The organism is Sphingobacterium detergens (assembly GCF_003610355.1).
Classification (GTDB): Bacteria; Bacteroidota; Bacteroidia; order Sphingobacteriales; family Sphingobacteriaceae; genus Sphingobacterium; species Sphingobacterium detergens.
In genome coordinates, this window is the sequence record NZ_RAPY01000001.1 from 2505057 (window position 1) to 2520602 (window position 15546).

General features: G+C 37.8%; 16 protein-coding genes and 1 tRNA gene. 9 read left to right on the forward strand and 8 right to left on the reverse strand.

All coding sequences use genetic code 11. The annotated features are described in order from the left end of the window. Positions 1–344: 344 nt before the first annotated feature. The 3 genes from DFQ12_RS10720 (at position 345) to DFQ12_RS10730 (ending at position 2145) form a co-directional block, all read left to right on the forward strand. Complete coding sequence (locus tag DFQ12_RS10720) at positions 345–1193, forward strand: NAD-dependent epimerase/dehydratase family protein (protein ID WP_120258910.1); 849 nt, start codon at positions 345–347, stop codon at positions 1191–1193. Between the two features lie 100 nt (positions 1194–1293). Further along, the gene (locus DFQ12_RS10725) at positions 1294–1728 is read left to right on the forward strand and encodes a hypothetical protein (protein ID WP_120258911.1); all 435 of its coding nucleotides are present in this window, start codon (positions 1294–1296) and stop codon (positions 1726–1728) included. 87 nt (positions 1729–1815) lie between these two features. Beyond that, positions 1816–2145 carry a winged helix-turn-helix transcriptional regulator gene (locus DFQ12_RS10730; protein ID WP_120258912.1) on the forward strand — a complete coding sequence of 110 codons (330 nt, stop codon included), beginning with the start codon at positions 1816–1818 and terminating at the stop codon, positions 2143–2145. Here DFQ12_RS10730 and DFQ12_RS10735 read toward each other — a convergent pair. The 3 genes from DFQ12_RS10735 to ppsA all read right to left on the reverse strand — a co-directional run bounded on the left by DFQ12_RS10735 (position 2142) and on the right by ppsA (position 6256). After that, positions 2142–2600, reverse strand: a complete 459-nt coding sequence (locus DFQ12_RS10735) for a VOC family protein (RefSeq protein WP_120259312.1) — start codon at positions 2598–2600, stop codon at positions 2142–2144. The genes DFQ12_RS10730 and DFQ12_RS10735 overlap by 4 nt on opposite strands. A gap of 103 nt (positions 2601–2703) precedes the next feature. Continuing rightward, positions 2704–3504, reverse strand: coding sequence for a 3-keto-disaccharide hydrolase (locus tag DFQ12_RS10740; protein WP_120258913.1), 801 nt, complete (start codon positions 3502–3504; stop codon positions 2704–2706). 319 nt (positions 3505–3823) lie between these two features. After that, on the reverse strand, positions 3824–6256 hold the full coding sequence (gene ppsA / locus DFQ12_RS10745) for a phosphoenolpyruvate synthase (protein ID WP_120258914.1): 2433 nt from the start codon (positions 6254–6256) through the stop codon (positions 3824–3826). A gap of 126 nt (positions 6257–6382) precedes the next feature. Between ppsA and DFQ12_RS10750 the strand changes: the two genes are divergently transcribed. The 5 genes from DFQ12_RS10750 to DFQ12_RS10770 all read left to right on the forward strand — a co-directional run bounded on the left by DFQ12_RS10750 (position 6383) and on the right by DFQ12_RS10770 (position 9921). Then, positions 6383–7267, forward strand: coding sequence for an AraC family transcriptional regulator (locus DFQ12_RS10750; protein ID WP_120258915.1), 885 nt, complete (start codon positions 6383–6385; stop codon positions 7265–7267). 339 nt (positions 7268–7606) lie between these two features. After that, on the forward strand, positions 7607–8326 hold the full coding sequence (locus DFQ12_RS10755) for a DUF1028 domain-containing protein (protein ID WP_120258916.1): 720 nt from the start codon (positions 7607–7609) through the stop codon (positions 8324–8326). A 539-nt stretch (positions 8327–8865) separates the two neighbouring features. Then, positions 8866–8947, forward strand: a tRNA-Leu gene (locus tag DFQ12_RS10760). A gap of 221 nt (positions 8948–9168) precedes the next feature. After that, positions 9169–9387: a PLDc N-terminal domain-containing protein gene (locus DFQ12_RS10765; RefSeq protein WP_120258917.1), complete on the forward strand. Its 219-nt coding sequence runs from the start codon at positions 9169–9171 to the stop codon at positions 9385–9387. Between the two features lie 87 nt (positions 9388–9474). Beyond that, positions 9475–9921, forward strand: a complete 447-nt coding sequence (locus tag DFQ12_RS10770) for a VOC family protein (protein ID WP_120258918.1) — start codon at positions 9475–9477, stop codon at positions 9919–9921. A 611-nt stretch (positions 9922–10532) separates the two neighbouring features. Here DFQ12_RS10770 and DFQ12_RS10780 read toward each other — a convergent pair. After that, positions 10533–11273 (reverse strand): glycine-rich domain-containing protein, encoded by a 741-nt coding sequence (locus DFQ12_RS10780; RefSeq protein ID WP_120258920.1) that lies wholly within the window; start codon positions 11271–11273, stop codon positions 10533–10535. A 119-nt stretch (positions 11274–11392) separates the two neighbouring features. Between DFQ12_RS10780 and DFQ12_RS10785 the strand changes: the two genes are divergently transcribed. After that, positions 11393–12289: a hypothetical protein gene (locus DFQ12_RS10785; RefSeq protein ID WP_120258921.1), complete on the forward strand. Its 897-nt coding sequence runs from the start codon at positions 11393–11395 to the stop codon at positions 12287–12289. Positions 12290–12436: 147 nt separating this feature from the next. Here DFQ12_RS10785 and DFQ12_RS10790 read toward each other — a convergent pair whose 3' ends face one another. From DFQ12_RS10790 to DFQ12_RS10805, 4 genes are all read right to left on the reverse strand, one after another. After that, a complete protein-coding gene (locus DFQ12_RS10790) occupies positions 12437–12820 on the reverse strand; it encodes a hypothetical protein (RefSeq protein ID WP_120258922.1) in 384 nt (127 codons plus the stop codon). Between the two features lie 129 nt (positions 12821–12949). After that, entirely contained in the window at positions 12950–13918 is a 969-nt protein-coding gene (locus DFQ12_RS10795) for an ROK family protein (RefSeq protein WP_120258923.1), read from the reverse strand. A 258-nt stretch (positions 13919–14176) separates the two neighbouring features. After that, a complete protein-coding gene (locus DFQ12_RS10800) occupies positions 14177–14917 on the reverse strand; it encodes an SDR family NAD(P)-dependent oxidoreductase (RefSeq protein WP_120258924.1) in 741 nt (246 codons plus the stop codon). A gap of 166 nt (positions 14918–15083) precedes the next feature. Further along, positions 15084–15542 (reverse strand): hypothetical protein, encoded by a 459-nt coding sequence (locus tag DFQ12_RS10805; RefSeq protein ID WP_147420383.1) that lies wholly within the window; start codon positions 15540–15542, stop codon positions 15084–15086. Positions 15543–15546 lie beyond the last annotated feature (4 nt).

Here is a 15546-nt window from a genome sequence, read left to right on the forward strand (position 1 = left end):
TTTACGTTTATAACTGGATAAAGATCAAAAATATATGTTATAAAACCAAGCCGCTGTTATAAAACAAGTTAAAATACCTAACCAGTCGCATAAAATACTTAAACTGCAGATCGATTAATAATGATCTCATCCGTTTTATTGTTCTCTGCCATAATCCATTTTTCTCATCTGAAGACCTTTCCAAAATAGACTTCAAATGATCAACGTTAGAATATAATACCTCCGTAAAAAAGAACAACTGATAGCTTAGTAAAAAAATATAGTGAGAAGAGGACAATAATCTGGCTTCACTATTTTAAATAGCATTAGTGATATCTTTACTTTTATTTACTAAAAAAACGAAAATGCGCATATTAGTAACAGGTTCAGCAGGAAAACTAGGGAGCACAACGGTTCAGACGCTACGTCAGGCAGGACATGATGTCACTGGAATTGATTTATTGGAAAGTAACACAACAAATCACTTTTTAGATGTCCAGCAACTTGATTCCGTTATAGAATTTACTGTTGGTTATGATGCAATTGTTCATACGGCAGCTTTGCATGGAAGACATATGGATTTAGATTATATTCGACAGCGTTTTATAGATACAAATATTACGGGGACATTAAACTTGCTAAATGCCTGTGTAAAAAACGGTATAAAACGATTTCTTTTTACTAGCACAACTTCTATATATGGCAACGCTATGGTTGATGATGAAAAAGCTGTATGGGTTACGGAAGAACTAACAATCCAACCACGTGATATTTACGACATCACAAAACAAACCTGTGAAGAACTCTGTAGAGATTTTTTTGAAAAAGAACAAATAATGACTAGCGTCTATCGTGTAGGTAGATTCCTTCCCGAACCTGAGAATCTCATGTTAAACCATCGTTTGTATAGGGGATTAGATGAAAGAGATGGCGCTGAAGCTCTTCGACTCGGTGTTGAATTTAACTTTACAGATTTTCAGATCTTCAATGTGTCCAGTGGATCCCCTTTTGAAATTGACGATCTAATCGAACTAAAATCTAATCCTTTGCATGTTATCGCCAAGCGTATTCCAAAAGCCATTGAAATATACAAACAAAAAGGCTGGAGCTTTCCAACCTCGATAGATCGGGTGTACAGAAGTGATAAGGCAGCTCATGTACTTGGCTATAAGCCACAATTCACATTCACTTTTCTTTTAAATCAACTATCCTAGAATTTTAGTTATTGTCAATATCTAAAATTTCATTTAATATAGCTTAGTTTTGGTCAAGAATTATACACAGTTTTATTAGTGATTTCAATCAAGGAAAATTATGATACATAAAGTTCTCATTTTGAGTTTAGGCATCTATAGTCTGACAAGTTGTACCTCTCAAAAAAATGTTAATGTTTATGGGAAAGAGGTTGAACTTATAGACCTATCTGAGGGACAACAAAAAATATTAAAAGAATATCCGTTGCAAATTAAATTCAACCGTATTGTAGAAGAAAGTCGTTGCCCCAAAGGAGTGGATTGTATATGGGCGGGAGTTGCTGTTGCCGAAATTGAAATAACGGAAAAGGGGGCCAAACCTATCATTTTGAATCTCGCGACAACAGATATGCAAACAAGGGGGTACCAAAAATCTACTAATCTCAATGGATATACCATTGCATTACAAGATATTACTCCCTACCCTACAGCCGAACGTGGGGCACAAGATTTAAAAGGGGACTATAAAATCGTCATTACAGTACAAAAAAAATAGAATAAATGATGTTTAACAAGAGAATTATGATCGCTGCATTATGGAGTAACAATAAACAAAACTGTGGTCTTTCAAAGTATAACAGGTATGCGTAAAGAAAATTCGACCAATGCCATCAATGAAAAAGCACTACAACAATATTGCAGTGCCTTTAAAACATTATCATTAATTAGCGGGCGGTGGAAGCTTTCCATTTTATTCAAATTGCTTAAAACCGAGACAAGCTATTCGGAGTTCAAACTCCTTCTGCCTGAAATAAGCGACCGAACGCTTTCTAAACAATTGAACGAACTAATGGCGGATGGATTGATCTTAAAGAATAAGAGCAAGGTTTCGTCGATGTATACATTGACAGATAAAGGCTTGAAGCTTGAAAAAATTTTAATCGACCTTTCCGCATTTCATGATCAAGATTAACCAAAATCTATTTTTTCCAGAAACTCGATCACTTCCCCATTAGGACTGTACACCAAGCTATTTCTCACAGGAACAGTTTTGGTGTCATTTGATAAATCCAGCTCAAACATGCCTTGACTTAGGTCTTTGGCCCCATATTCAAGGGCTTGTTTTCTTGCCGCTTCGGCATCTTTTACAACGAAACATATATGAAGTAAAGCATTCTCTATGTATTCGTCACCCGGTCTTCTTTTTCTGCCCTGTGTTGGTATAGCTGCGTTTTCATCGCATATCTCCAAGTAATAATTGATGGCTCTGTTATGAAGCATCACACATTTTTCCAAATTGAAATCGGGTAAGGACCAGCTGTGTACTATTTCGAAGCCAAAATTCTTATAAAAATCCACAGTATGTTCAAAGTCCTTGGCTTTAATAGATATATGATGAAAACCGATGATGTTATTTTTTAAATCCATATTGCTAAGTTTTGTATTTTCAAAGGTACCCATCAATAGATCGCAATAAAAGGGCTTACAAAATTGTTAGTATATGAAAAGAAACAATAAAGCATCGCGATCTTTATCTCCTTGGCTTAGGGAGCTCTTTGATCCAGATATTCTTAAAATCTACTGGTTGCCCCTCACTTTGCAAGGCGATAAATCCGCTACTCAACAACTTACCATCGATCTTAATTTTGGGGTCATACCCATTTGCTGTTCCCCCTCCGATCTGCGGTTTTGAGTATTCCAGAACGGTATCACCGTTAATAATATGTTTAATCAGTGAATCACCCAATACAATCAATTCTCCTTGAACCCATTGATCACCATCATAAGTCTTGGAAGTCGAATTTAAACAATGTGAAGAAGCAATCTTACCTTTGTAAACCACGTTAGTCCCCGGAGAACACATATTACCTGTCGGCCGTGGCTCGCCATCACTTAATCCACCCAAAAGTTGCATTTCTACAGAGATGGGCCAATCTTGCTCTTTCAACATTGTTCGGGGATCTTGTGAATGAAACATGACACCGCTATTGCGCAACGTATATGAAGGTGCTCCTTTGTGCAGATCACCCACAAACCGATATTCAAATTTTAAGTGATAATAAGAAAACGGTGTTTTATAATATAAATGACCAAACTGATCATTGAAATCACCATATTGATCGTATCTGATCTTAATAATTCCATCTTCAACCCTAAAGGTGTTCCCATAATTCTCACCAACTTCATGGTGATGAATTTTGACAAACCAATCATTAATATCTTTCCCATCAAATAATGATTTCCAGCCCGCGTTATCAGACTTACCTTTTATTCCGGCACAACCACCAAACACCGGAGCGGCGGCTAAAATTATATAAAACAATCTTTTCATTGAATACTTATTTGGTTTAAATCGGAGGGCAATATACGACATATTCCATTAAGCCTCATTGAACAGGCTTGTTCTTAGTGTTTAATAGTAATTGCTTCTACACATCTTAGCTTGATGTATAAAAATTTCGAGTGTAAACAGCTCCAAGGCAAGGCTGTTGAAAGATTTCAACAGCGTTTCTGTGAGGGAAGATCAGGTATCATTTTTCCCGGATTTAGCAAACCTGACAGAATTCAAGTAACGATAGGAAAAATCACAGTAGACTAATTTTCATATAAGAAATACTCCCGAGATTTTGATCCCGGGAGTATTTTGAACTTTAATAAGCGACCAACTTCTCTTCGATTTCTTTGACGGCTTTCACTGTTTTCATAAAGGAATCGGGGGTAACGGAAATTGAATCTATACCTTCTTCGACCAGAAACTGGGCAAAATCCGGATAATCGGATGGACCTTGACCGCAGATACCTACCTTGACTCCCTGCCTCTTTGCGGTGCGAATAAGGTTCGCAATCATTATTTTGACCGCAGCATTGCGCTCATTATATAAACCGGAGACTAAGGCCGAATCGCGATCCAATCCAAGTACCAACTGGGTAAGATCATTCGATCCAATGGAGAATCCATCGATATAACGAGCGAACTCTTCAGCGAGGATGACATTGGAAGGAACTTCCGCCATCAGATAAACCTCCATACCCTTTTGGCCCCGTTTAAGACCAAATTCCTCCATCACCTGATAAACCCGCAGCAACTCATCTACTGTACGGCAAAATGGGATCATAACGACAACATTGTCTAGCCCCATTATTTCGCGAACTCTTTTTATCGCTCTACATTCCATCCCAAAAGCCTCCTTATAGGCCGCTGAATAATATCTCGAAGCTCCCCTCCAACCAATCATTGGATTTTCCTCTCCGGGTTCAAAGTGCTTTCCACCGGGCATATTATAGTATTCATTGGTTTTAAAATCTGAAAAACGAACGATTACCTTATTTGGATAATAAGCCGAAGCAATTTTACCGATTCCGTAGGACAGCTTTTCAATGAAATATTGCTGTTCATCTGCATAACCGGTAATAAGCGAGCTGATGTAATTGCTCAATTCGATATCATTGAGTTCCCGATGTTTTAAGAGCGCCATCGGATGAATCTTGATATAGTTGTTGATAATAAATTCTTCCCGTGCCAAACCTACTCCTTTTGCCGGATACTCCGCATATTGAAAGGCGATGTCCGGGGATCCAATATTCATCATTATTGGCGTACTCACCTCCGGTAAGTCAGAAAGATTATGTTCGTGCTTACTATATGGAATCTGTCCTTGGTAAATGAACCCGGTATCCCCTTCTGCACATGAAACAGTAACTTCCTGTCCGGTAAACAATGTTTCTGTCGCTCCATCACAGCCCACGATAGCGGGTACCCCCAATTCACGGGCAACAATAGCAGCATGACATGTCCGTCCACCTTTGTTGGTAATTATTGCAGCTGCCTTTTTCATAATTGGCTCCCAGTCGGGATCGGTTATCTCCGCAACCATGATATCACCTGTATTAAAGTTGATCTCTTGTATATTTTGCTTATTGACACCTTTGAAATTATGAACTCTCCCCGAAGCAATCTTGTCTCCCACCGCAATACCTTTTAGCAGCACCTGCGAGGACCTGTTTTTCGCATTGATTTTATATTCCGTGATACAATTGGATTTTTTCAGTGAATGGATGGTCTCAGGTCTTGCCTGAACAATGTATAAATCACCTTTCAAACCGTCAAGAGCCCATTCTACGTCCATAGGACACCATTTTCCTTTGAGCGCCGTATAATACTCTTCAATAATACACACCCATTTGGATAACTGAAGGATTTGCGCATCGCTCAGACAAAATCGCTTCGTGCTTTCCACTGGCGTATCTATTACCTTCACTGTTTCACTTTCTGAAACACTGTAAATCATCTGTAATTGTTTGCTCCCTAGCTTCTTTTCTACAATCGATGCGTAACCTCTTTTTAACAAAGGTTTGTATACAATAAATTCGTCCGGATTCACCATTCCCTGAACAAGAAGTTCGCCCAATCCATAAGATCCATTTATAATCACGGCATCTTTAAAACCACTTTCTGTATCAATAGAAAAAGCAACTCCTGAAGCCCCCAAATCAGATCGTACCATCTGTTGTATGCATACAGAAAGTCCGATATTAAAATGTCCAAAATTAAATGCTTCTCTATAACTGATCGCCCGGTCAGTGAAAAGAGAGGCAAAACAATTTTTAATCGCTACCAAGAGATCTTGCCGCCCCCTAATATTTAAATAGGTATCCTGCTGACCAGCAAATGAGGCATCAGGGAGATCTTCTGCGGTAGCAGAAGATCGGACCGCAACACCAAAGTCCTGTATATACTCTAAACCGATAAGCTCTTCGTAAGCGGCTAGGATCTCCTGTTCCATTGCCGGCGAGAAAACACCTTGCTGAATCAATGTTCTGATCCTAGCACCACAACTGGTCAGCTCCCGCAGGTTTGTACTGTCAACACCCTTCAGTATATCTTTGATTTTCTGATCCAGTTGATTGTCGGTGATAAACTGAAAGTAAGCCTGACTGGTCACAATAAATCCATCTGGAATATTTACTCCTAAAGGTTTCAAATGCTGTAACATTTCTCCTAAGGAAGCACTCTTCCCTCCTACCAAATCAATATCCTCAATAGAGGCTTCAATCAGGCGCATTGTAAATCTGTTGTTGTTCATTATACAATTATTTTACACGAAGTTAGGCTGCATTTTTTGAAGTCATTTGTTAAATATTAAGACAAACTGATATTATTTTAATAATTTTATTCACATCATATGCATATTTGTATTTATATTATATAAATGGAAAACTACTTTGGACAGACCATCCTAACGAAAAATTCGATGTTTACCTTAGCAACTGCTGATATTTACCATGCAGCAAACAGCTTCCACAGTCATCGTGAACTCGAGCTGATTTATATCTGCTCGGGGGAGGGAACTTTTTCAATAGGTCAATCTTCCAAAAGAATTTCCAGCGGTACGATCATCCTCATTGGGGCAAATGCGCCACACATGTTCAAATTCGAAACGAACCGCTATTATGACTATGCCATGAAGCACGGCCGGACACCGGTACCTCTCAAGCTGTTGACACTGCATTTTGATCCCAACAAATTAGGGCAAGATTTTCTCAATCTCCCTGAAAACAACTTATTAAGCAAGCTACTAACAGCTTCAAAGGTCGGATTGCAACTCGAAGGACGAACAAAAACGCGTGCGATAAGGAAGCTCAAGAAGTTAGAAAGCTGTGAAAGCTACGAACAGCTCCCTTTGTTACTGCTGCTAATAAATGAAATCAGCGCAAGCCAAGATATTCCTCCGAGCAGCGAAAATGACGCTATCAAACCCTTTAAGAAAATAGACGAAACTCGTTTGAGCAGGATCTACTTGTACACCATGGACAATTTTTACAAAGACATCAAGCTAAGTGACATTGCAGGCATAGTATATATGGTTCCGAATGCTTTTTGCCACTATTTTAAGTCACGTACCGGAAGAAGCTATTTTGACTTTCTCATTGAAGTCAGAATCGAACATGCCTGTAAGCTATTGCGTGACGGAAATGAGAGTGTTTCTGCCATCTGTACGAGCTCAGGATTTAACAATTTATCGAACTTCAACCGCTATTTTAAACAACAAACCGGAAAATCTCCGATTGCCTATCGGCAGGAACACCGACAATAAGTAATATTGTCATAAATAGCTGCAACTCGTTATCTTTGATATAACCATACCTGATATGGTCATGCCCGCCAGCAATAACTACGACTCTTCAATCGCCAAGATTTCCAACATTAACTTCAAGCTGATATCTTCTATCATACATAATCATTAAACAGGCACGGGATCCAATTTACATCCGATATTGAGAAAAACATCTCTATCTTCAGGCTGTTTTGGTAGAGATAAACAATTAGCTGATAATCAAATTGAATAGTTTTCAATTTGGAAGTATGATTGTTATTAAAAAAATGAATTAACTTTAATATAGTCTTTTTTTGTTCATTTTAAACAGTAACCGTTATGAAACTATCCAAGGGAATTTTTCTTGCATTTTTTGCTCTGTGTTATACATTACAGGCGTTTGCGACATGGTCAATTATTATAATAGATTCCAAAACTAAAGAAATTGGAATTGCCGGGGCTTCTTGTACCTACAGCGTATATGGGATTGGCACTATCGTTCCCGGAAAAGGAGCAGTTGTGGTTCAGGCAATGAGCAATAATAATGCTAGAAAAAAAGGAGCTACAATGGTTCAGCAGGGTATTGCCCCGAAAAAAATTCTGAGTGCCCTACGAGATCCCGTCTTTGATCCCGAAAACCAACAATATGCGATCATTTGTTTATATGATTTATCGACCCCTGTCTCTTATACAGGCACATCGGCATCTCCTTTTAAGGGAAGTTTGACAGCAAATGGGGTTTCAGTTCAAGGAAATATATTAGCCGATCCCGGCGAATTGAAAGCAATTCTAGATGCAGTATTAAAAGGGCAAAAAGAGCACTTAGATATAGCGGAAATTTTAATGCGTGCGCTTGAAGCGGGAGCAGAATTGGGGGGTGACAAAAGATGTGGTGAACGTAAAGCCGCAAGCGCCTTCATTAGCGTCGCAAAACCAAGTGATGATCCTCAAAATTTATCAATCAATCTGGTCGTGACCGGAGAAAATGAAAATATCAATGCCATAACGGCCCTACGCAATAAGTTTGAAACCTGGAAAGCAGACGTTAAAAAAAGGTAGTGCATAAATTTTAGTCTACCATCAACAGTCGTATGGATAGCATAAATCTGTTTTTTATCCGGCGAATTGACCATGGTTACAGACTGAAACTCTGTAAGGGTAATTTGTACTGATCTGACCGAACCTTTAATCTAATAAAGTTCCTCCATGGCGATACCATTATACGGAAGATACTGCAATTCTTTAATAGCTAATTGTTGACCATGTGCATAAGTTGATAGGCACTTTCTTTTTTAGCCAGCGGTGCACAGTGATAAATACAGGGGAAACAGCTAAAACAACATCTATAAAAAGGTGTCAGGGATGAAATTCAGTTGACTGTCCAATTGAATTGGTTGTTACCAAAAAAGCATAGACTGCTTTATGATAAATCACTAATGGGAAACCGAAACTAAGGAATAATAAAATTCATTCATTGCAAGAAAAATCCGCATTAAAAATATCTCGCTCATAATCTGTCCTGTACAACGAATGTAAGCAGAATACTTGCAAGATATAGCTTAGGTTTATATATTTGCGACATCAAAAGAAATCCTAATGCGGAAGTGGCGTAATTGGTAGCCGCACCAGACTTAGGATCTGGCGCCGCAAGGCGTGGGGGTTCGAGTCCCTTCTTCCGCACTGGAAACCTCCTGAGTATAAAATCGCAGGAGGTTTTTTTATTTTAGAATATCCCAGAATTATCTGAGCCCCCCCTACCGCCGTAATCTATCTCCTATTCAATAAGATATTTTGAATTACTATAAAACCCAATAAGCAAACAATTACAAAAATAAATTCATTATATTAGTGTTAATACTATTAACTTAATAAGCTAAGTATTAGCTATAACCGATTTGAATATGAACCTTTTATTTTTAAACATTGGAACCCAAGAACTCATTCTTCTCCTCCTGTTTATTCCGCAGTTCTTGGTCATTTATACACTATACAATATTGTTACCAACAATAAGTTTACTAATGACAAGAAACTTCTTTGGGTTGTGGTTGTTTTCCTTTTCAATATTATCGGCAGTATCTTATACTGGATGATTGAAACAAAAAAGCCAGAAGCTTATTAACAATAAATAGCCATTCTCGACAACTATTGACATACAGGTGTCATCGTCGAATTTATCTTTGCGGTATTCAACTAAAATAATATTATCATGGCATTATTACACGCGTACTTAAATTTCAATGGCAATTGCGAAGAAGCATTTGACTTTTACAAAACAGTATTTAATACTCCACTAATCGGCGTTCATCGTTTCGGCGACATGCCTGCGGATCCCGAACATCCTATTGCAGAAGCTGATAAGGATAAAATTATGCATACTGCACTCAATATTAACGATTCGGTTATGCTAATGGGCTCAGATTGTCTGGAGAGTTTCGGACAGAAAGCGACCTTTGGAACAGGCAGTTATTTGATGCTGGACGCTCAATCTGCAACAGAGGCCACAGAACTTTACAATAAGCTTTCAGTGGGTGCCCAAAATATGGAAATGCCTTTGGGCGAGCAGTTTTTCGCTGAATTATTTGCATCCTTTCAGGATAAATTCGGCATTGCATGGATGATCCACTTTGAAGGCAACAAAAAAATGAGAGCATAAGGAATCCCTTCAAACAATACAGCTAAACATGTACACTGTCTATTACTCGATTTCCTGCAAATACATCGTTTGTAGGGAATCGAGTAATAGTTATTTGCATCTGGTTCGGGATTTAAAATATCGTCAGACTTTTCTCGGCGTTGTTCTACCAATAAAACCACATAGGTTCATAGCGATAAATTGTATTATTAACAGGATGACAAGATAACCAATTGGTTTTCCTAAAAAAAGACCAATTGTTATTTTTATCATTCCTGAAAAAAGAATGACCATCATAAAGTAAAATGTTGTCTTCGAAATAGTCTGCCGTAAATAGTTAAGGCTAAAAACTGAAAGATAAAATCCGGATAAGAGGATCAAATAAAACTTTAAAAATTCAGGTCCTTTCAAAGAAAATGGATTGTAAGTTTGATGGTTTATTACAAGCCAGATCATACTTATTACAATTGTGGCCGAGTGAAATAGTATTCTTTTCATCTGTCTGAATTATTTGTTCATCAATTATTTTTAGATAAGGTATTATTCATAAGTATTTATTTGCAATGGTATTCATGAGCTCAATCGTTCAGCACAATTGGCTCAGGTTGCCTTCAGTGGTATAAATTCAGGTCTTAACCGCCACAGCCCCCGCATCCTCCACAACCGCCGCAGCCACCACCACAACTTCCACCTCCGCTACAGCTTCCCCCCGTAGTAGCACAACTTCCGCCATCAGAATTAGTATTGTTACCATTTTTTGGATTTTTCGTGATAGTACCACCAAAAATCCAGGAGAAAAAACCTAGCAAGAAGAAGATACTAATGACCAACACAATCATGGCTGCCAACGTATTAATCACTTCTCCTAGGCAAGACGTCATCATCAACAGCAGTGCAAAAAAAGGAACCAGCTTTAATCTTTTAAACCAACTCAGTCCCGAAGGTTTCACATTATTATTCCAAATATCGTTGGGTGCATCTTGATTAAAAATTTCTCTATAGCCGGCCAACGTATCTACAAACCATTTTTTGTGCCTGCTTTTCTCTGCGACGCCGCCTTTTGATGGGTGATGATGTAACTTTCTTTTCAAAATCTCGGGACAGAATTCCTCCCAATAGTTTTGAGTATACATAAGATGCATATGCCAGACTTTATCTACGGTTTCACTTGGTGAAGCGCCGTTTGGCAAAATACAACAGAGATAGACAAACTTCTTATACTCTTCTATCGCTTTTTTTGTAAAGTCCAAAGTCCAGTTTTCTTCTTTGGCCAGTTTCTTTGAAAAAGGAAGATCAACATCTGGACTGTCTAACGAAAACTTCTGAAGCCCGCTCCAGAGAGAATCATTCTGTAGTATGGTGTTTGTTTCCATTGTTTTAAATTTTAAGTTCTATTTCTTATTCAAATATGCTTTGATTAGAAAATATAAAAGTCCTGCAACAGTCTCTTTATGTTGTAAATAAATCTTAAATTAGTCTTACACAAAAACGGATGAAAAAAGAAGATATCCTGCATCTTGAGAAATTAATGAATTTTCTGAGCATGCATTTTTTGAAGAAAAATCATTGGGAAGATGTCACAAAAACCGAATGGTCTTACATCGTTGCAGAGCTTAATGAATTAATTATCAAGGACAATACAGAAAAAAGCATCAAAAAAGAACCTGAAATACTGGGCTCCAACTATCTTTATGAACACCTGATAATCAACAAACTAAAGAAGTATTACCAGAATAAGACCACCATTCTAAGCAAACCTAATTTAGCAAAACTGAGTTTAATCGTCAGAGTTTTAGGCTATGCAAATTATATTGATTTTATTAATTCAAATACGGAAGCATTTAATTTTAATGATCTAAGGATTAATATGAACAATGCAAAGCAGAACACATTGCTTTTGGATCGGTTGGTGGGATGCTGGTATTCCTACAACAGGAATCTTCCAGACAATATTCTACAGGCTAAAGAGGATCGGATATGGCGTTCCGCGATGGAGATCTACAAGTCTGAAACTTCTGATGAATATTTTATTGAACGAAGTGGTGGTGATCATCACAAATATTTCGGGAAGGTAACAGCATATTCAGACTATGTCTTTATCATAATGAACAGCAATACATTTATTCGTCAGCGGCATTTTATTTCAAGAATAAAAGACATCAATGAAAAGCTTAAAAACCCGGAATATAAGCTCTTTGAATTGCATTTTATAAGTACCTGTATCAGCTTTAATCAGGAACCGATTGCGCTATTTGAGATATTTCAAAAAGCAGAAAGAAAGACCTTTATCTCCGATTCGATCAGCTTCCCCATTGACAGCGATGAAATTCCTCAATCTATTTTAAGGCAGCTCGAAGATACTGAGGCAAACAGAATAGATTACAGATAGGTATTAGGTGGGATGATATCCAGAAGGTAATACCTCAAATTGGTGTTCAGTATCTTTCAAAAAAAATCAGCATGGAAGATTCCATGCTGATTTTTTTCAATCGCTGTGCGTGTTATAGCTCCACAGATTCAAAATTGTTGTTATAACTTAAGCTGACCAGTCGAAAGGTTTTGTACAGGGGTCGCACTCAAATTTTAATACCTTACCCAGGCTCTTTGCTTTTTTACCTTTTTTTACAAACACGTAAGCTAGGTCTAAATATTCTTCAACTTCCTTTCCACTTTCATCTCTACCTTTTAATATGACAGAATAATATTTTCCATCGCTATCTTTTTTAAAAAACACCTCGTTAACGGTAACTTTTTTCGGTGTTTCATTATCACAACAGCTGCACCACAAAACAACAACTGCTTCCTTCTTGAGATATCCAACAGCTTTCTCTGCCTGCGCCTGTGTTAGTGCCGAAAGTTGATCTGCTTTTGAAAAAAAAGCAGTGCAGAGCAATACAAAAAATAAAATGGTCTTTTTCATCTATTTAAATTTGTCTTTTAATTGTATAGAAACTTTTCAATTTTTTAAAGAATAAGTTAAGCAAATACTATGCCCTTTAATAGTAAAAGCTCAGCCCTTCTCCCACAAATTAAATATGCATTATTATAATTACTTTTCCCAAACCAAAGCACTAGCTCCGAGAATGGCGGCGTCTGCTTCTTCCAGTTCACTGAAAACCAGTTTCACCTTATTTCTAAATAAGGGAAAAAGATTTCTTTCCATGTGCAACTTCGCGGGTTTTAAAATAAAATCACCAGCTTTAATTACCCCACCAAACAGCAAAATAGCTTCCGGAGAGGAAAACATCACAAAATTTGCCAATGCTTCCCCTAGTTTCTGACCAGTATACCTAAAGACTTCAATGGCAATGGGGTCACCTTTTTCCGCACATTCATGAACAGTTTTGGAGTTGATGGCGTCTTCGGGATATTGATTCAGCATTGACTCCGGAAATTCAGCTCTCATTTTTTTCGCAGTAATTGTGATTCCCGTTGCAGACGCATAGGCTTCCAGACTTCCTTCAGAACCTGTGCTCCAATGCTTTCTTCCTCCCGGTTTGACGATTGTATGTCCCAGTTCTCCTGCAAATCCATCATGTCCATAAATAAGCTTCCCACCAGCAACAATACCGCTTCCAACACCTGTTCCTAAAGTGATCATAATAAAATCCTTCATTCCTCTTGCTGCACCAAAAAGCATTTCACCATAGGCTGCGGCATTTGCATCGTTGGTGATTGTACAGGGAATATTGAATTTGGCAGTCATTAAATCACTAAATCGAATCACGCCTTTCCAGGGAAGATTAGGGGCATGGTCTATTGTCCCAGTATAATAATTCGCATCAGGAGCACCAACTCCAATTCCATCAAAGTTCTCTTCACCACCAAACATTTCGATAAAAGGATGGGCTTTCTCATACAAAGCGTCTATAAACTCTTCAACATGCTCATAATCATTCGTTCTTATACTTCCTTTTTCAAGTACCTCACCCCGGTGATTGACTACCCCAAATTTCGTATTGGTACCTCCGATATCTATGCCTAGCGCTACACGTTTTGATAAATCTATTAATGACATTACTATTCCTTGTTTCTAAGTTTTAAACTTAGAAAAGATAGTGTTTTATAGTGAATTAAACAAGGGATTCGTGTACCAGTTTGGATACTGACGATGAAACAATCGAATACAATGATGGTCTGTTTAAACAGATATTACAATAACAGCCTGCCGATTGCCGATGCTAGTTCGATTATTTAAGATCATGAGCCTGGTTTTTAACGCGTCGAACTCGACGCATTAAAAACCAGGCTCATGTATAGATCGTGCTTCAAGTCTCTAGTTCGTATTTTCCGCATAATATAGATCTGAAAAGATCTTTGCTAGCTTAGAAGGATCTTCTCGCCAGATATTGTACATCCCTTGCCCCATCTCATCAGGTACAATATCAAGTTTACCCTTAGATATATATTCCAATATCTTTAGGGCTATGCTATCTGGATCCGGCATATCCCAATCACTTCCTTTGTTCATATCCGTATCAATTGCTCCAGGATTGACCGCATAAACAGCAACACCCTCTTTAGCCAATTCGATTCTGACAGATTGTGTTGCTGAAAAGAGGGCTGCTTTTGAAGCAGCATATCCGGCAATAGATGGTAAGGGTGAATAAGCTGCAATCGAGACAATGTTGATCATTTTTGATGGCTTATTTTTTCTCAGAATAGGTGCAAATGCCCGCATCATCTTTATTGTTCCTAAATAGTTTACGTTCATATCATTATCCATTCCCGACAGGTCACCATCCAAAATATTTCCTGCACTTAAAACGCCCGCATTATTGATAAGGATTTCAGTATCCTGAGTGGCAGCTGCAATCCTTGCGATCTGCTGATCATCCGTTATATCCAAGAACAACGGTACGACCCGGCTATCATCAAATACCGGCATTGTGCTCAAATTCCTACAGGTAGCATATATCTTTCCTGCCTCATTGTTCAGCAGCGCGTCTACGAGCGCCCTACCTATCCCTCTGTTGGCCCCCGTGATCAGGATGACCTTATCTTTAAAAATCTGCATATCGATTGATGTATTGGTTAATACAAATCTATCTGGATAGATAAAAAGATAAAATCCGAAACTTGCTACATTTGTTATTCTTCACTTTGAAGTCAATAAAAATTCCTCCAAAAAAATCGAGCATTAAAGATCACAACACTGATTTGGTCATCTGCATTTTGTGATCCTATTTTTTTAAAGTCCAAACCTGCGTTTTTTTATCATATTGACCTGATTTATCATTTTGTTTCAATTCCGTTAGTTTATAATCTCTGCAGGGATCAGCTTCATCAATTTTAGCTGTATAGCTTATTCTGTCTATTACACCGGGTTTGAGCTGTATATAGAATGTTCCATTTTCTATTTTTTCTAAATTAACGTCAATAAACTTTTGCGCTCTGTTTATTGTAAAAGAAAGGGAAATATGTTGGTCGTTTGGCGCTATTTTATATATTTTAATTCCTTCAGCTGGATAAAGCGGGCTGTTACTAAATATTAAATCCTTTCCATTTTCATTTAGGTAATTAATGTTACTTACCATTGGAATATAAATCTCGGCACAGTATACGTTATCGTCATTGCTTTTACAAGCTCCAACAGTAATAAAAACCATGGATAGGAGGAATAATTTTAGATATTTTTTCATAATG